Source organism: Shewanella sp., from assembly GCF_041630135.1.
In the GTDB taxonomy this organism is placed as follows: Bacteria; Pseudomonadota; Gammaproteobacteria; order Enterobacterales; family Shewanellaceae; genus Shewanella.
In genome coordinates this window covers 1-17547 of record NZ_JBFKLW010000014.1, presented here as the reverse complement: position 1 = coordinate 17547, position 17547 = coordinate 1, and the positions used below count along the sequence as shown (strand labels likewise).

14 protein-coding genes are annotated in these 17547 nt (G+C 55.7%); 11 read left to right on the top strand and 3 right to left on the bottom strand.

Features of this window, described 5'->3' with window-relative positions; translation table 11 throughout:
• Window positions 1-90: 90 nt before the first annotated feature.
• A complete protein-coding gene (gene bla / locus ABYK60_RS05680; RefSeq protein ID WP_372870964.1) occupies window positions 91-822 on the top strand; it encodes a subclass B1 metallo-beta-lactamase in 732 nt (243 codons plus the stop codon).
• 21 nt (window positions 823-843) lie between these two features.
• Here the strand turns inward: bla and ABYK60_RS05675 are convergent, their stop codons facing one another.
• Window positions 844-1071 carry a DUF1289 domain-containing protein gene (locus tag ABYK60_RS05675; protein ID WP_372871016.1) on the bottom strand — a complete coding sequence of 76 codons (228 nt, stop codon included), beginning with the start codon at window positions 1069-1071 and terminating at the stop codon, window positions 844-846.
• Between the two features lie 218 nt (window positions 1072-1289).
• On the opposite strand from ABYK60_RS05675, the gene ABYK60_RS05670 reads away from it, so the two are divergent.
• The 5 genes from ABYK60_RS05670 (at window position 1290) to oleD (ending at window position 7583) form a co-directional block, all read left to right on the top strand.
• Entirely contained in the window at window positions 1290-2606 is a 1317-nt protein-coding gene (locus ABYK60_RS05670) for a methyltransferase (protein WP_372870962.1), read from the top strand.
• A gap of 255 nt (window positions 2607-2861) precedes the next feature.
• Window positions 2862-3911 (top strand): 3-oxoacyl-ACP synthase III, encoded by a 1050-nt coding sequence (locus tag ABYK60_RS05665; RefSeq protein WP_372870960.1) that lies wholly within the window; start codon window positions 2862-2864, stop codon window positions 3909-3911.
• A 14-nt stretch (window positions 3912-3925) separates the two neighbouring features.
• On the top strand, window positions 3926-4834 hold the full coding sequence (locus ABYK60_RS05660) for an alpha/beta fold hydrolase (RefSeq protein ID WP_372871015.1): 909 nt from the start codon (window positions 3926-3928) through the stop codon (window positions 4832-4834).
• On the top strand, window positions 4831-6522 hold the full coding sequence (gene oleC, locus ABYK60_RS05655; RefSeq protein ID WP_372870959.1) for an olefin beta-lactone synthetase: 1692 nt from the start codon (window positions 4831-4833) through the stop codon (window positions 6520-6522). The genes ABYK60_RS05660 and oleC overlap by 4 nt, the downstream gene beginning before the upstream one ends.
• Window positions 6519-7583 (top strand): 2-alkyl-3-oxoalkanoate reductase, encoded by a 1065-nt coding sequence (oleD, locus tag ABYK60_RS05650; RefSeq protein ID WP_372870958.1) that lies wholly within the window; start codon window positions 6519-6521, stop codon window positions 7581-7583. The genes oleC and oleD overlap by 4 nt, the downstream gene beginning before the upstream one ends.
• Window positions 7584-7661: 78 nt before the next feature.
• Here the strand turns inward: oleD and ABYK60_RS05645 are convergent, their stop codons facing one another.
• The gene (locus ABYK60_RS05645) at window positions 7662-8876 is read right to left on the bottom strand and encodes a transglycosylase SLT domain-containing protein (protein WP_372870957.1); all 1215 of its coding nucleotides are present in this window, start codon (window positions 8874-8876) and stop codon (window positions 7662-7664) included.
• A 264-nt stretch (window positions 8877-9140) separates the two neighbouring features.
• Between ABYK60_RS05645 and ABYK60_RS05640 the strand changes: the two genes are divergently transcribed.
• The 5 genes from ABYK60_RS05640 to ABYK60_RS05620 all read left to right on the top strand — a co-directional run bounded on the left by ABYK60_RS05640 (window position 9141) and on the right by ABYK60_RS05620 (window position 16830).
• Complete coding sequence (locus ABYK60_RS05640) at window positions 9141-10019, top strand: ABC transporter ATP-binding protein (RefSeq protein WP_372870956.1); 879 nt, start codon at window positions 9141-9143, stop codon at window positions 10017-10019.
• 11 nt (window positions 10020-10030) lie between these two features.
• Window positions 10031-13591: an ABC transporter permease/M1 family aminopeptidase gene (locus ABYK60_RS05635; RefSeq protein WP_372870955.1), complete on the top strand. Its 3561-nt coding sequence runs from the start codon at window positions 10031-10033 to the stop codon at window positions 13589-13591.
• A 159-nt stretch (window positions 13592-13750) separates the two neighbouring features.
• The gene (locus ABYK60_RS05630) at window positions 13751-15511 is read left to right on the top strand and encodes a phospho-sugar mutase (RefSeq protein WP_372870954.1); all 1761 of its coding nucleotides are present in this window, start codon (window positions 13751-13753) and stop codon (window positions 15509-15511) included.
• A 144-nt stretch (window positions 15512-15655) separates the two neighbouring features.
• Window positions 15656-16039, top strand: a complete 384-nt coding sequence (locus tag ABYK60_RS05625) for a VOC family protein (protein ID WP_126166317.1) — start codon at window positions 15656-15658, stop codon at window positions 16037-16039.
• Window positions 16040-16113: 74 nt separating this feature from the next.
• Window positions 16114-16830: a helix-turn-helix transcriptional regulator gene (locus ABYK60_RS05620; protein ID WP_372870952.1), complete on the top strand. Its 717-nt coding sequence runs from the start codon at window positions 16114-16116 to the stop codon at window positions 16828-16830.
• Window positions 16831-16848: 18 nt separating this feature from the next.
• On the opposite strand, the gene ABYK60_RS05615 is transcribed toward ABYK60_RS05620, so the two are convergent.
• On the bottom strand, window positions 16849-17547 hold a 699-nt coding region (locus ABYK60_RS05615; protein ID WP_372870950.1), incomplete at its 5' end, for a pyridoxal-dependent decarboxylase.

Below are 17547 nucleotides of genomic sequence, written 5' to 3'. Positions count from 1 at the left end.
CTATTGATTCAGTGTTATTAACAAGCGCCAGTATTATGCTGGCGCTTTTATTTTTTTGTTTCTTTTTTTTTGTGTCCGAAGGAGCCATCTATGTCTTTTCGCTCGGCTGTTGGCGCTATTGCTGTGCTTGTTTCTCCCTTGGCCTTTTTTGCGGCCAGCACTACAGCGCTTGAAATCACCCCATTGTCTGAAAGCCTCTACCTGCACCAGAGTGAGAAAATGATTGAGGGTTGGGGCAAGATGTCGGCCAATGGCCTTATTTTGGTGGATGGCAAAGAGGCCTTTGTGGTGGATACGCCATGGAGCGATGCCGACGCCGAGGCCATGCTGGAGTGGGCTAACGCGCAGGGGTTAATCATTAAAGGCGTGCTCGCGACCCATTGGCATGAGGACAGAGCCGGCAGTTTTGGCGTGTATGAGAAAGCAGGTATTGCAACCCTGAGCTCTGAGGCGACTCAGGCGATGTTGCAGCAACATCAAAAGACCCTGGCGACCCAGACTTTCAGTGGCGACGAGACACAGTACTTCGGCGACAAGGTTGAGGTGTTTTACCCGGGGGCGGGTCATGCGAACGATAATCTGGTGGTGTATCTGCCCGATGAAAAACTGCTGTTTGGCGGCTGTCTGGTGCGGGAAGCCTCAACTCAGTCGATGGGATTTTACGGCGATGGCTCGCTGCCAGCCTGGCCTGAGTCCATGTCGCGGGTAATAGCAAAGTTCCCCGAGGTGAACACTGTGGTGCCAGGCCATGGTGCGCTGGGGGATAAACAGCTACTGGAGCACACCAGAGTGTTGGCTGAGGCGGCGCTGAAGGCGAAATAAACCGGCCGTTGTGACTGAATGTTAATCAAGCCCCAAGCGGGCTTCAGATTCCAGCCACTTGGCTCTGCTCAGTGGCTGGCTATTTTCACCCTCGAGGGCTTTTTTGCGGGCAGGCAGACTGGCCAGGATCTCCAGCTTTCGCTCATCACTCGCCTGAGACCATCCGACAATTTCATCGATATGGCGCAGGCAACCCATGCAGTAATCCTCATCGTTCAGGCCACAGCGGGCAACGCAGGGGGACTGGATCATGGGCTTTTTTCTCGGCAGAGTTAAAATTGAACGGCAGAGTCTAGCATCTTAGCCCTTGGAACCCCAACACCTGAGCTTAGGCAGATTTGCCATTCAATTAACTCACGCAAATTCTGCTGAACCTGTGCCTGGGTAGCGCTTGGGCTTAGTTGCGGCGCGGGCGTATAATGAAAGTCCTTCAGTTTGCTGAAGGCCGTTTTTATCAGGAAGCCTCAATGTCTCAAGTATCGCCATCGCGCCAAGCCGTAAACTCACCGCAAATCGAGCTGCATCTGGCTGATACAGTTGCAAGGTTGCAGTCACTGGCCAGCACCCTGGATGCAGGACGAAGCATTTGGGATATCCGCAGTTTTGACTATGCAGACTTTCCCTGGCAGCAGGGGTTTCCAAGTCTTGCGCGGGCGCTTAATGCCATCGACGATGATGCCATTGATGCGCTCGATAAAGATCAGCAAGCCCTTGTCGCCGCACTTTTGCCTGCACTCGAATCCGATGTTATCGCTACTGGCGCAGCGCCCTGGTCAAGGACGTTGTTTGACTGGACGCTGCCGGATAACCCCCTGGACAGCCTCAAAGACGAAGCGCCATATCAGGTGCAATCATTGCTGCCAAGCCAACGTCTGAGCCGGTTTTCCGCTGGCATAAAAGGGCGCAAATGGGAGCAAATCAGCCGCTTTGTGGCAATTACGGCGGCGAGTAGCTCCGCCTTGCCTGTGCTTGAGTGGTGCGCCGGTAAGGGGCACCTTGGGCGACTGATGGGCGCTGTGACCCAAATGCCGGTAGTCAGTCTTGAGCTGCAGCAGTCCCTTTGTGAGGCGGGCACGCTGGAGGCCGACAAGCGCGCGGTAAAGCAGCGTTTCGTGTGCGCCGATGCTTTTGGGGATACAGCCCATGTGTTTGACACCAACCAACATGCACTGGCGCTGCACGCCTGCGGTGAACTGCATTTAACGCTGCTGCGAAATGCGGTGGCTGCGGGCACCCGGGCCATCAGTATTTCTCCCTGCTGCTATCACCTCTTTGCCAGCGGTGACTATGGCTGTGTGAGTGATTCGGCCAGGAGCACGGGGCTTAGGTTGTCCAGAAGTGCGCTGCAACTGCCGCTTAACCATGCTTTGGTAGCTGGGGAGAAAGCCAATGCCGACCGACTTAAGGAAGTGAGCTGGCGCCTTGGTTTTGACAGTCTGCAGCGCCTTCTTCGGGCTTGCGATGAGTACCTGCCGCTGCCCACCATTCGCCAAAGTCAGCTGTCTGGCGAGTTTGAGGACTTTTGCCGCTGGGCGGCAGATTATCGCGGGCTGACCCTGCCGGAGGCGTTTAATGCCAGTCATTGGCTGGCCGAAGGGCGCAAGCGCCAGTGGCTGACGCGCAGGCTGGACTTGGCTGCCCACTTGTTCAGACCCTTGATTGAGCAGTTTTTACTGCTCGATCGGGCTGCTTTCTTGCTGGAAGCGGGTTATCGGGTCAATCTCAGCGCTTTCTGCGCACCCCAGGTTACCCCCCGTAATGCGCTGATTGAAGGACGCCGATAACGGATTTTCAGTGAGCTTTATTTGAATTTTTATCCAAGGGCACAAATTCTCAGGCTCGGTTCAGGCTGCGCTGTTTGAATAGCCGCTTTGGTAGCTTACGGTTTTGCAGCAAAGGGGTCGGATGAGCAGCTGTCCAAGGGCATTAGTTGAGTATTTTGGTTGGCTTGACCTGCATTTCTCTGGATAATGGCTGATTATTGTCAGGCCGAAGTGGCGAGCGGCCGTGAGCTTTGCATCCCAGATAATTAGAACTGAATGAAATATTCCCGAGTATTTATCAACAGCATGGCCTACGAACTGGCCCCTGTTGTCGTATCGAGCTCTGAACTTGAGCAGCGTCTCGCTCCCCTGTATCAAAAGTTTCGTATTCCTGTGGGACAGCTGGCTGCCCTGACCGGTATTCGCGAGCGTCGCTGGTGGCCGCTGGGTCACAGGTTGTCTGACGGCGCTATCAGCGCAGCCCAAAAGGCCCTCACAGAAACCGGCCTCAGTGCCAGTGATTTGGGCGCTGTGGTCTATACAGGTGTGTGCCGCGATCAGCACGAACCGGCCACGGCCTGCCGCATTGCAGCCGCACTTGGCGTGGGTCGCGACAGCGCAATTTACGATATTTCCAATGCCTGTCTTGGGGTGCTGTCGGGCATTCTCGACATTGCCAACCGCATCGAGCTTGGCCAAATCCGAGCCGGATTGGTGGTGTCCTGTGAATCGGCCCGTGACATCGTCGATGTGACCATCGACCGTATGCTGGCCGAGCCAACCATGCAGAATTTTGCACAGTCACTGGCCACGCTCACCGGCGGTTCAGGCGCCGTGGCAGTGCTGCTAACCGATGGCAGTTTCAAGCTGGCCACCGAGCGCAACCATCAACTGCTGGGCGCCAGTCAACTGGCTGCCCCTGAGCATCATCAGTTGTGTCAGTGGGGATTACAGGAAGCCGGACATCGCATCTATCGCGAGTTTATGCGCACCGATGCCGTAACCCTGCTTAAAGAAGGGGTAGAGCTTGCCAAGCAAACCTGGCAGCACTTCCTCGGGCAGCGCGAATGGCTGGCAAGCCAGGTCGATAAAGTCATCTGCCACCAGGTGGGCGCCGCCAACCGCAAACAGGTGCTTTCTGCACTGCAAATTCCTGAAGAAAAAGAATTTCCTACCTTTGCCGAACTTGGCAATATGGGCACGGTTTCGCTACCGGTATCGGCGGCCATGGCCCACGATCAGGGCTTTTTGCGCCCCGGGGATCAGGTGAGTTTTCTTGGCATAGGCTCAGGCCTTAACTGCATGATGTTGGGGCTGCGCTGGTAATGAGTAACGAATTAATGCTGGACACCCTGCTGCCGTTCAAGCGGCAGTATTTTCGCCACAAGGGCCAGAATATTCACTATGTGGATGAAGCCCCTGCCGCGCCAAAGGGCACTGTAGTCATGGTTCATGGCAACCCCAGTTGGACCTTGTACTACCGCAATCTGATAAGCGCGCTCAAGGGCGAGTACCGCTGTATTGCCATGGATAACGTGGGCTGCGGATTGTCGGATAAGCCCGATGACAGCCAATACGATTACACCCTCACCAGCCGTATTGCCGATTTGGAGGCGCTGCTGGCTCACCTAGGGGTGAACGAGAAAGTGACCCTGGTGGTACACGACTGGGGCGGGATGATTGGCATGGGCTGGGCATCCAAATATCCGCAGGCCATTGAAAGATTGGTGATATTAAATACCGCTGCGTTTCATCTGCCAACCAGCAAGCCTCTGCCACTGCGGCTTAAAATTTGCCGTAATACCTGGTTGGGCACTGTGCTGGTGCGGGGCTTTAACGCCTTTGCAGGGCTCGCCTCTGTGATTGGCTGCAAGCGAAACCCTATGTCGGCGCCGCTGAGAAAAGCCTACGTATCACCTTTCAACAGTTGGGCCAACCGTATTTCCACCCTGCGTTTTGTGCAGGACATTCCGCTGCAACCAGGCGATAAAGCCTACGCTGAGGTCAGCAGGATTGAAGCCAGTCTCGACAGTTTCACCGAGGTACCGACCCTGATTTGCTGGGGCCTTGAGGATTTTGTGTTTGATAAACACTTCCTTGAGGTATGGCAGCAAAAGCTGCCCAAAGCCCAGGTGCACGCCTTTGCCGACTGTGGCCATTACATTCTCGAAGATGCAGCCGATGAAGTCATTGGCCATATTCAGCAGTTTATTGACCGCTCATCCGCCCGCGAGGCGCTGGCATCATGAGTGCCAATCTGTGCCGTCACTTGCTGAACGCCGCGACCGAGCGCCCAGAAGGGTTGGCCGTTGCGGTGCAAAGGCACAGATTTGGTAAGCCACCCAGAGGCATAGGTGAGCTTTGCTACGATGAGCTCAGTCTCGGTGAGCTGAACCGTCGCAGCGATGCCATTGCCCACGGACTGCTGAGCGCCGGACTCAAGGCCGGTGACAAAGCCGTGCTGATGGTGACGCCGGGGCTCGATTTCTTTGCGCTTACCTTTGCACTGTTCAAGGCCGGGATCATCCCTGTGATGGTCGACCCGGGCATGGGCATTAAAAACCTCGGTCAGTGCTTCGATGAGGCCGGGCCCGATGCCTTTATCGGCATCCCTAAGGCCCATGTGGCGCGGATGCTGTTTGGCTGGGGAAAGCGCACGCTGAAGACCCTGATAACCGTGGGCCGTGGCTTGAAAATCTGGGGCGGCCCGACTCTGGCTCAGCTTGAACAGCAGGGCAAGGGTAAAGGGGCATTCCCGATGGTGATGCTGGACGAAGATGCGCTGTGCGCCATCCTCTTTACCAGCGGCAGCACCGGCGTGCCCAAGGGCGTGGAATACAGCCACCGTATGTTTGAGGCGCAGATAACCGCGCTTCAGCAGGACTACGGTATCAGCCCCGGCGAGCGTGACCTGTCGACTTTTCCGCTGTTTGCTCTGTTTGGTCCCGCGCTTGGTATGGCCTCCATTGTGCCCTGTATGGACGCGAGCCGTCCTATCAAGGCCAATCCCGAATACTTGTTTAAAGCCATTGCCGATTATGGCTGTACCAACCTGTTTCTCAATCCGGCGCTGCTGGATAAGCTTGGCCGTTTCGGTGTGGACAATCAAAGGCAGCTGACCGGCGTTAAGCGGGTGATTTCTGCCGGGGCGCCAGCCTCTATCGATGCCATAAGCCGCTTCAGCCGTTTATTGCCAGAAGGCGCGCCCGTACTCAATTCTTACGGTGCAACCGAGGGGCTGCCGCTGTGTTTTGTCGCCAGCGATGAGCTGCTCTTAAGTGGCGAGGTGACAGCCAAAGGTGGCGGCATTCTTGTCGGCAAGCCGGTGAGTGGCGTGGCAATCGATATTATTGCCATTGATGAAGCTCCCATCGCCGATTGGTCACAGGCTCCACTTTTACAAGCCTACGAAATTGGTGAGATTGTTGTCAAAGGCGCCATGGTAAGCCGGGCTTACTACCACAGAGATGAAGCGACTGAGGCTGCCAAAATCGCCGATGGTGACTGCATTCGCCATCGCATGGGCGATCTCGGTTATCTCGATGACGAAGGCCGGCTGTGGATGTGCGGCCGCAAGGCCCACCGGGTGGATGCTACCGAGGGCGGCGCCTTCAGCAAACGCTATTTCTCTATCCCCTGTGAGCGGATTTTCAATAACCATCCGCTGGTGGCGCGCTCGGCGCTGGTCGGGGTGCATCGCCTCGGTGACAAGCTGCCGCTGGTGTGCATCGAGCTCGATAAGAGCCTCGCCTGCAACAACGCCAGTACCCTGTATCGCGAGCTCAGGGAAATGGCCGAGGCCAATGACATCACCCGTGGTATCGACTTCTTCCTTATCCATGAATCTTTCCCCATGGATGTGCGCCATAACGCCAAGATTTTCCGTGAAAAGCTGGCGATTTGGGCCGAAAAACAATTATCCGGCGGTCTGAAATGACCCGGGAATTTCCACTGCATCCAGAACAAATCAAGGCCGCCGAGACGTTAAGCACTCGGGTTTCCAGAGTGTTGGTGACCGGCGCCGGTGGTTTTCTTGGCAAGGCGGTCTGCCGTCAATTGCTGTCGGCAGGGATTGAGGTGGTGGGCATTGCCCGCTCGGATTATCCGGCGCTTAAGCAGCTGGGCGTGACCATGCACAGGGGCGATATAACTGATATCGCCTCGCTTGAAGCGGCCATGCAGGGCTGCGAGCTGGTGTTCCATGTCGCCTCCAAAGCGGGCGTTTGGGGCAGCCGCGAAAGCTACTATGGCCCCAATGTCACAGGTGCCGCCAACGTGATTGAGGCCGCAAGGCAGCAGGGCGTAAAGGGCATTATCTACACCAGCACCCCCAGCGTGACCTTTGCCGGCGAAGATGAGTCGGGTATCGATGAGTCGGCGCCTTATGCCGCCCGCTTTTTAAATCATTATGGTGCTTCCAAAGCGGAAGCCGAGGCCATGATGCTGTCGGCACACTGCCGGGATTTACGCACGGTGGCGCTGCGGCCGCACTTGATTTGGGGGCCGGAAGACCCTCATCTGGTGCCTCGGGTCATTACCCGCGGCCGGGCAGGGCGGCTTAAGCTGGTGGGCCGCGAAGACAAGCTGGTGGATACCATCTATGTGGACAATGCCGCCCACGCCCATGTGTTGGCGGCCATTTCGCTGCTGAAGGACGATAGTCCCTGTGGCGGCAAAGCCTTGTTTTTGAGTAACGATGAGCCGGTGACCATGGCCGACATGCTGGGCCGCATTCTCGCCTGTGACAATCAGCACCAACGTCTGCCCCGTGTCCCCGTGGGGCTCGCCTACGCCGTGGGCGCGCTGCTTGAAGGTGTTTATGGCATGCTGGGCAAAGAGGAAGAGCCGGTTATCACCCGCTTTGTGGCGCGTCAGCTCTCCTGCAGCCATTACTATCGCATCGATGCCGCCAAAACCTTGCTTGGCTATCGTCCGCTGATTTCCCTCGATGAAGGGTTGCAGCGGCTTAAACTGTCGCTGCAGGATAGCCAGCGCTGAGTGTCAGTCGTTTAAATAGAAAAGCCCCGCTGGATTGCGGGGCTTTTTGCTTATGGGGATTTTTTGCCGGTCGGATGGTTAGTCTTTTGGCAGTTTCAGCTGTTGACCCGGACGAATAATACTTTTGTTATTCAGTCCATTAACCTGCATCAGGCTGGTTAATTTGACTCCCTGGCGTTTGGCAATACCACTTAAGGTATCGCCGGATTTCACCTGGTAAGTGTCTGAGCTTGCGATTGGTGCTGATTTCAGCTTGGTTCTGGCAAGCTCGAAAGCAGCAGCTTGCTCAAGTGGCAGGTTTATCATGTATTTGCCACTCGATGGTACGACCCGGGTTTTAAATGCCGGATTCAGAGCCTGCAGCTCGGCCTTGGGCATAGCAATTGCCTCGGCGACGCTGCTCAGACTGACGCCATTGGGAATACCATCACGAGCCAATACTGCTTGATTGGGGATAGCAGGAAAGTTAGGTTCCAGAATGGCTGGATCTCGCACAATCTCGATGACTGCAAGCCACTTGTACAGGCTCGGTGCCTGATTTTTGTTTAAGCCAAGGGAGAGGAAATCCTCCGGCTTGCCCTGGCGGCGGTTGCGTTCAATGGCACTTTTGAGCTTTCCTTCGCCCATATTGTAGGCAGCGACAGCGGATAGCCAGTCGTTATTGAACATTTCGTACAGATACAGCAAATAATCCAAGGCGGCACGGGTTGCCGGAATGGGATCGAGGCGACCGTCGTATTCGTGACTGACTCTAATCCTTTGTCCCAGAGCTGTCGATTTTGACAATTGCCACATACCCGCGACCCCCACACCTTTAATGCCGGGTTGAAACCCGCTTTCTATGAGGGGTAGCAGTGCCAACTCAAGAGGCATTTCACGCTCTTCAAGTTCACTGACAATATGATACATCCATGGTTTTGCTGCGGTGGTTGCATTGGTCGGAAACAGCGCCCTTGCAGCAAATTGCTCGCGAAAGAAGGCGACTTCGGAATGTGGTGGAATTGTGATATTTCGATTCTCAGCTATCTTCTGCCACAGATTGGTATATTCCACTGTAACTGAATGCTGGTTTGGTTCGCTGTCATCATTCTGTGGTGGCTGCGTGGTACTGGTTACAGCTTGAGTGGCTGAATGAGCGGGAGCGCTGTGCTCATTCTTATCATCTTGCCCTTCCTGAGAAGAAGGTGTCTGCTGACAAGCAACAACAAGCAAGGCTGCGCACAGTAGCGCAAAGTGCACACGACTGTATCTGCCGGCATTGGCTAACGCGGTAACGGATTTCGTAATCGGCATAAACATGATGTCCCGGCTCTGAGTCAGAGAATTTCAAACCGCTAATCATACGTCTGGCAACGCCCCGGAGGATATAGAACCATCAGCAAAAGCTTTTTGCTGCGATGGCAAAAATAATTAGCCAAAAACAGCAGGAAAATAAGTTTTTACTCTAAACGTCATACTGTAAATGTTTGAATTTTTATTACAATTATTAAGGTGACGTTAAATATTGTTCTGGTATGTTTTCGATGCGGATTTAGCAATTGAAAGCGGAAAGGACCCATGCTCAGTATTAAGAACCTCAACAAAACCTACGATAACGGGGTTAAAGCCCTCAATAATGTCAATCTGGACATCCCAAGAGGAATGTTCGGTTTACTTGGCCCCAACGGAGCAGGTAAATCCAGTCTAATGCGCACCATTGCCACCTTGCAGCCGGCCGATTCCGGCAGTATCCACTTCGATGGTATCGATGTGATGGTCGACCCTATGCGTCTTAGAACACAATTGGGATACCTGCCTCAGGACTTTAATGTGTATCCCCGGGTCAGTGCTGTGGACTTGCTGGATCATCTGGCGGTGCTCAAAGGGATTAATAATGCCAAAGAGCGCAAGGAAATTGTCGATGGTCTGCTGGCTCACACCAATCTGTATCAGCACCGAACCAAAGCTGTCAGTGGATATTCGGGCGGTATGCGTCAGCGTTTTGGTATCGCACAGGCGCTGCTTGGCGACCCTCAATTGCTGATAGTGGATGAGCCCACAGCGGGTTTGGATCCTGAGGAGCGTAATCGTTTCCATAACTTGCTTGTGAGTCTCGGTGAAGAGCGGGTGGTTATTCTGTCCACCCATATCGTGGAAGACGTGGCTGAGCTGTGTCCGCGGATGGCGGTGCTGGCGTCTGGCAGTATTCTGCTTGAAGGTAATCCGCAGGATTTGGTCAACGATCTGGAAGGCAAGATTTGGCAATGTACGGTTTCTGTTCAGGAGGCGGCAGAGCTTGAGGCCAGGCTACCTGTTATATCCAAGCGCTTGTTTGCCGGACGTACCGTACTGAATGTGTTGTCGGATACCTGCCCTGAAGGCTTCAGTGGCACCGATGCCGGGCTGGAAGAGCTGTATTTCTCGACCCTCCACAGCCATCGCAAGTCTGCAGCTTAAGGAGCGTGTTTATGTTTTTGCATACACTCGCCTTTGAGTGGCGATATTACCTGCGCCAGCCGTCGTTTTACGTGGTGGGGCTGATGCTGTTTCTGGCGTGTTTTTTTGTGACCGCCTCGGACAATATTCAGATTGGCGCCGGCGGGGAAGTGTTTAAAAACAGCCCCTATGCCATTGTGCAAACCCTGCTGACCATGGGGTTGATTGCCATGTTTGCGGTGGTGAACTTTGTCGGCAGCACGGCGATACGCAATCAGCAATCCCAGATGGAAGAGCTGATTTACGTTAAGCCGCTGTCGCCGCTGCAGTATCAGTTAGGGCGCTTTTTGGGCAGCTTTTTGGTGGTACTGACACTGTTTGCGCTGGTGCCGCTTGGCCATTTGCTCGGCTCCTTTATGCCTTGGGTCGATGCCAGCCGTTTCGGGCCTGTGTCGCTTTGGCACTACCTTAAGCCCTATCTTCTGCTGGCTGCGCCGACCTTGCTGTTTTTGTCTGTGCTGTTTTACGCAATAGCGCAGCGATTCCGCTCCATGATGGCGCTGTATCTCACCGCCGTGACCATGATGGTGCTGTACAGCTTTGCCGGTCAAATCGCGAGCCAGCCGCAGTACCGCGAAATGGCCGCGCTGCTCGATCCCTTCGGGCTTCGCAGCGCCGCGCAGGTGGCCCGTTACTGGACCATAGATGAGAAAAACACCATCAGCATGGGGCTGGAAGGCCTGATGCTGCTAAACCGCGCCCTGTGGTTTGGGGTGTCGCTCGCGATTCTGACGCTGTGCGGCCTGCATCGTCAGCCAATGCTCACCCGCAAGCGCGAAGCCAAAAAGGCCAAGGTCCATGCCATGCCGCTGATGGCGCCAATGGCAAGCCTGGTTCGCCGCCCGGATGTCAGCAGCTGGAGTCAGTTTTGGGTCAAAGTCGGTTTTGAAGTGCGTCAGGTGCTCTTTACCGCGCCGTTTTACATTCTCGGTGTGCTTAGCCTTATTAACCTGGTTGGCCCGATGTTTATGGGCGACCTTGACTGGTACGGCACCAGCAACTGGCCGCTGACTCAGGACATGGTTGAGATGATAGTCGGCGCCACCAGCTTGCTGATGATTATCGTGCTGGTGTTTTACAGTGGCGAGATTGTCTGGCGCGAGCGCGCCAGCGGTATGGGCGACATCATCGACGCCACCCCAGCCTCCAACCTGGTGTTTCTGGGCTCCAAGTTTGTGGCTCTGATGCTGGTGCTGGTGCTCTTGTACAGCTTCTCCATGCTGACAACGCTGGCGTTTCAGCTTATCAAGGGCCAGACAAACCTGGAACTTGCCCAGTACGCCATCAGCCTCGGCTTTAAGGTACTGCTGCCGTTGATGATGTCGGCGGTGCTGGCGTTTTTCCTGCAGGTGCTGGCGCCGAACAAGTACGCCGGTATGGGGCTGTTTGTCGGTTACTACCTTATCAGCATCACCCTTTCGGCCTGGGGTTTTGGCCACAGTCTGAATAACTTTGGCGCGTCGCCCATCATTCCGTACTCCGACATGAACGGCTACGGCTGGGGTTTGCTGACCCATGGCCTGTACATGGTGTACTGGGGCGCCTTCAGCGTGCTCCTGTTCCTGCTCTCCTACGGGCTTTACCGCCGTGGACCTGAGGTAGGGTTAAAAACCCGCATGGCGCAGCTTGGCTATCAACTTGGCTTTGGCGGCCGCGCCGTGGCAGGTTTGGCGCTGTCGGTATTTGTGGTGATGGGAGGCTATCTTTTTTACCAGACCACCATGGTGAACAGTTATGTGACCGCAGAAGAGTATCTCGATAACCTCGCCGATTATGAGAAACGCTTCAAGCAGTACAACAGCCTGCCTGAGCTGTCGCCTGTGGCGGTAAAAGGTGCGTTTGATATCTTCCCCGAGGACAGACGTATCGAGGCCAAGGTGGAGATGCGCTGGCAAAACCGTGCCAGCGAGAGCATTTCCCGCATGTTGGTGAGCCTGCCTGAGCACACCGACCCGGCAACCGTGAAGTTTGACATTCCGGGTGCCAGCTTTGGCGAACTGGACAGCAAGCTGCCTGTGGGCTGGCTGACCTTTGCGGCTCCTATCGCCCCTGGCGCCGAGGTGAGCGGTACTATCACACTTGTGCGTGATACCAACGGCATTGCCGAAAATAATCACGACTGGGAAGTGGTGGAAAACGGCACCTTCATCAATAACTTCAGTTTGCTGCCGGTGTTTGGCTATCAGAATGAAGCCGAGCTTTCGGACCGCCACGAGCGCCAGAAGCGTGGGTTGGCGCCAAAAGATCGCGCCAACAAACTGGAAGATGAGCGATTTTACAACCAGAACTTCTTCGGGCCTCAGGGCACCTTCATCGACTTTGAGGCGACGGTGTCGACGTCGGCCGATCAGACCGCGCTGGTGCCGGGTTACCTCACCAAGTCCTGGCAGGAAAACGGCCGTAACTACTTCCACTACCAAATGGACAGCCCGATGGTGAATTTCTTCTCCATTGTCTCTGGCCGTTATGCGGTGAAAAAGGAAGAGTACAAGGGCATCAATATCGAGGTGTACTACCATCCGGCGCATCCCTGGAACGTCGACCGCATGATTGAGTCGGTACGTGATTCCATCGATTACTTCAGTGCGGCCTTTGGTCCGTATCAGCATCGTCAGATGCGAATTATGGAATACCCGGGCTACAGAAGCTTTGCCCAGAGTTTTGCCAATACCGTGCCTTACTCGGAGCGCATCGGTTTTATCACTGACCTGCGTGACCCAGATAAGATTGATCCTGTCTACTATGTGACCGCCCATGAGGTGGCGCACCAGTGGTGGGGCCATCAGGTGGGGGCTGCCGATGTGCAGGGCAGTGCGGTGATTTCCGAATCACTGTCGCAGTATGCTGCATTGATGGTGATGGAGAAAAAATACGGCAGCCATATGCTGCGTAAGTTCCTGCGTTATGAGCTGGACCGCTACCTGCGCGGCCGAAGCAGCGAGCGCATCGGTGAAATGCCTTTGCTTCGCAGTGAAAACCAGCAGTATATCCACTACCAGAAAGGGGCTGTCATCATGATGGCCATCAAGGATGTGGTGGGTGAAGAGCAGCTTAATGCCAACCTTGCATCCTTTGCCGAGCGCTTCCGTTATCGCACCGATCCGTTCCCGACCACTTTGGATCTGGTGAGCTACCTCAAACAGGATCTCAGCGATGAGCAGCAGGCCTTTGTGGACAGCTCTTTCAACGACATCACCCTCTACGACCTGCGTCTTGAGGATGTACAGCTCACCGAACTGGACAGTGGCAAGGTACGGGTGGATTTGACCATTCATGCCGGAAAACTGACCGCCAACAACGAGGGTAAAGAGCTGCAGGTAGAGATCAGCGAGCGGGTCGATATTGGCCTCTTTGCGGCCGACCCCGACACCCTGACCGATGAAAACGATGTACTGCTGCTGGAGAAGCATCCGCTCAAGAGCGGTGAGAACCAGCTGTCGTTTGAACTGGACAAGAAGCCGACCTTCGTTGGGGTTGACCCATTTGTGAAGCTGGTTGACCGTGACAGCAAGGACAACATCTTCAAGCTGTAAGGCCTGATAGATATTGAACCGCGGCGGCCCGTTCTGACGGGCCGCTTTTTTTATTGCCTGAGCCATGAGTGGAAATGCAAATTTGCTTGAGTGGCCGGATGTGCTCGCCTATGGTGGGGGAAAGGAGTGGCAGCGGATGACTGCCGAATTGGAGAGTATATGGATACCCAGCTTGCACTTAGAGTAAAACACTGGATTAGCCGCGACCCTGATCCGGTCTGTCGCAGCGAACTTGAGCGCCTGCTCGATGCAGGTGATGAAGCCGCGCTGAGTCAGGCTTTTTCCGGCAGACTCGCTTTCGGTACCGCCGGTATTCGCGGCATCGTGGGTCCCGGCCCCATGGGCATGAACCGGCTGCTGGTGCGGGAAACCAGCGCGGGCCTGGGTGAGTATCTCAGCGCTCAGGTCAAAGACGCCAAACGTCGCGGCGTGGTGATTGGCTTCGATGGCCGTCACGACTCCAAAACCTTTGCCCACGATGCCGCCAGCGTGCTCTGTGGACTGGGATTCAAGGTGCGCCTCACAAGCCACGTGGCGCCTACGCCGCTGGTGGCTTTTGGGGTAAAGCACTTTGAAGCTGCCGCCGGCATTGTGGTGACAGCCAGTCACAATCCGCCCAAATACAATGGCTATAAGGTGTACTGGGAAAACGGCGCACAAATTATTCCGCCCCATGACAGCGGCATTGCTGAGCGCATCGAGATGGCGTCGGGCAGCGACTTGCCCTGGCTCGGTGAATCAGATGCGGTGAAAAAGGGCCTGCTGTCGTTCCTGCAGGATGATTTTTTCGAGCACTATCGCCGCGCCGTGCTGCACTCGCCGCTGCTGACGGCTGCCTCTACTGCTGCAACGTCCGCCAGCAGCCAACTTTCGCTGGCCTATACCGCCATGCATGGCGTGGGGGCACCCATGGCAGAGCGGGTGCTTAAAGATGCGGGCTTTGGCAAGGTGTTCAGCGTGGCGACCCAGCGTGAGCCCGATGGCGACTTTCCCACAGTAAACTTCCCCAATCCGGAAGAGCCAGGTGCCATGGACATGGTGATGGCCGAAGCGGCCGCCCGCGATGCCGAACTTGCCTGCGCCAACGACCCGGATGCCGACCGCTTTGCCGTGGCGGCCCGCAAAGCCGATGGCAGTTATCGGATGTTGACCGGCGATCAGGTTGGCGCCCTGTTTGTGGACTATCTGCTTGGCCGCTGGCAGGCCGCAACTGTGCCGCTGGTGGGGAACACCATAGTCTCATCGGCGCTGCTGCACGCCATTGCCCGCCACCACAAGGCCGAAAGCTACACCACGCTCACCGGCTTCAAGTGGCTGATGAATACCGCCCAGCAGCTGGCCAGTCCGCAAAAGCCGTTTCTGTTCGCCTATGAAGAGGCCCTGGGTTATACAGTGGGCGACCTTGTCTGGGATAAAGACGGCATCACAGCCCAGCTGTGTTTTGCCCGGCTTGCCGCCGAGCTTAAGGCCCAGGGCAAAAGCGTGTGGGATGCGCTGGAGGCGCTGTATCGCCGCCACGGGCTGTATGTGAACCGTCAGGTGAGCATTGCCCTTGGAGCCGATACCCCGGATATAGGCGCTGCGCTGCGTCAAACGCCGCCTGCAAGCATCGATGGGCGACAGGTGCTGTCTGTGGAGGATTTTAAAACCCTCAGCCACCGCTTTGCCGATGGCCGCAGCGAGTCCATCTCACTGCCATCCAGTGACGTGCTGATTTATCATCTGGGCGAGTCTGGCTCAGCGCCCGGCACCACAGCCCGGGTGATTGTGCGCCCATCTGGCACCGAGCCCAAAATCAAGTGTTATTACGAGCTGGTGATGCCGATGACGGCTCAAATGGCCATGGCAGACGCCCAGACTGCCGGCGATGGGTTGATGAGTGCGTTGGTGGATGGCCATCAGGCCAGCCTGCCACGCTGAGTGCATTATTTTTACTCCTGACAAACCCTGCTGACACCATGTTGTCAGCAGGGGGGGATTAAGCTGAATACATCGATGAAGCAAGAAGTAATACCTACTTCAACACATTGATAGAAAAGCTTAATTCAATAAGGAGATAAGGATATGCAAGCAACTCAACCTCTGGTGTGGGGCGAAATCGCTGTCAGTGACATGGCCCGCGCCATCGCTTTTTATCAAGCACAGTTTGGCGTGAGTTTCCGCCGCGAAGACATGGATGAAGTGGAATACGCCATCCTCGAATGCAGCGATGAAAAGGCCGCCACCATCGGCCTGATGAAGCACCCTGAGTTCAAACCCGGCAACGGCGGCGCCTGCCTGTACCTGCATCTGGCCGATAACCTCGGGCCTTTGGTGGGCAAACTGGAGCAAAACCAGGTGAAAATTGCTATGCCACCCATGGGGATCAAGGGCGGTGAGTGCGGCTACATAGCGCTGTTTGTCGACAGTGAAGGCAACACTGTCGGGCTGTGGAGCCCGGCGCTGTGATGCTGACAAACTGATTTATAACCAGATAACAAAGGCCGGGCGCATTGATGCACCGGCCTTTGCATGGAAACCCTATGCGCCGCGCAGACAGACTGTTCCAAATCGTTCAAATCCTTCGCCACCGACGCCTGACCACGGCGGCGCAGCTGGCCGAACGGCTGCAGGTGTCATCCCGCACCATCTACCGCGATATTCAGGATCTGTGCCTGTCGGGGATCCCCATCGAAGGGGAGGCCGGTGTTGGCTACCTGCTGCGTCAGGAAGTGAGCGTGCCGCCGCTGATGTTTACCGAGGCCGAGCTGGAAGCTATTCAGGTGGGGATCCGCATGGTGCAAACCTGGGGCGGCAAAGCCCTTGGGCAGGCCGCGGCCCAGGCGCTTATCAAGGTGGAAGCCGTGCTGCCGGAGCGGCTAAGAGAGATGCAGTCGCTGATGTTCTCGCCGGACTTTTATCTGGATGAGGCCGAATTTCAGTTTCTGGATCCGCTGCGGATTGCCGCCAGAGAGCGGCGCTATTGCCGGATTAATTACAAGGATGCCAAGGATGCGGTGACCGAGCGACGCCTGCGGCCACTGGCGATTTACTTCTGGCGTGGTACCTGGACCTTACTGGGATGGTGTGAACTCAGGGATGATTTTCGCAGTTTTCGCGCCGACCGCATTCTGGCGCTCATTGAAGAAGACCAGCGTTTTGCCCGCAGCCCCGGCAAGGAGCTGGAGGACTTTATCGCCCGTATGGACGAAGCGAGCCGTGAATATGAAAAAGCCCGCACGGATGGCGGGCAGGTATAGCCTTGGTTTGGCCTTAGACTACTGACAAGCGGCCTTTAAATTACGGAGCAGTTCGGTTTCATTGGCGGCGATGGCACGTTGCTCTGTCAGTACCTCTTTGAGGATTTGCTCTGTGGTCAGCGGGTTTGCCAGCACTACCCTGAACACGGTACGCTTGTCGGTGCCGTAGATTTTCGGGGCGATACGGGTGCGGGAGACAAAGGAGCGGCCCTGCTCGCGCTGGGTCTTTTGGATGGCGCGGGTGAGGGCATCAAGCTCGCTGTTAATCTTTTCAAGCTTGGCGCTGTCGCCTTTGGCTAAGGCTTTATTGAGCGCTTCACGGGCAAATTCAGGTACATGGCGGTAGGTGAGCAGGCAAAGCTCTGGCTCACTGATGAGTTCAAAATCGGTTTGCTCTTGGATTAACCTTGCAAAGCAACGGGCTTTTTCCAGAGAGCCATTAATCAAAATTTCGTACCCTTCGCGGCCAATTATCTGCAGGCAGGCATGCACCAGCATGGCCATGCCGGGGCGGGAGCCTTCCAGCGTCTGACTGCCCAAATCTTTGGAACCCTGACGCAGAATGTATTCGGCGTGATGTTCAATGGCAGACGCGAGGGTCGGGTCTTTAAACAGCACCATACCAGCGCCCATGGGCACGTACATTTGTTTGTGCGCGTCAATGGTTACCGAATCAGCAAGCTCTATCCCTTTGAGCAGATGACGGTATTTTTCACT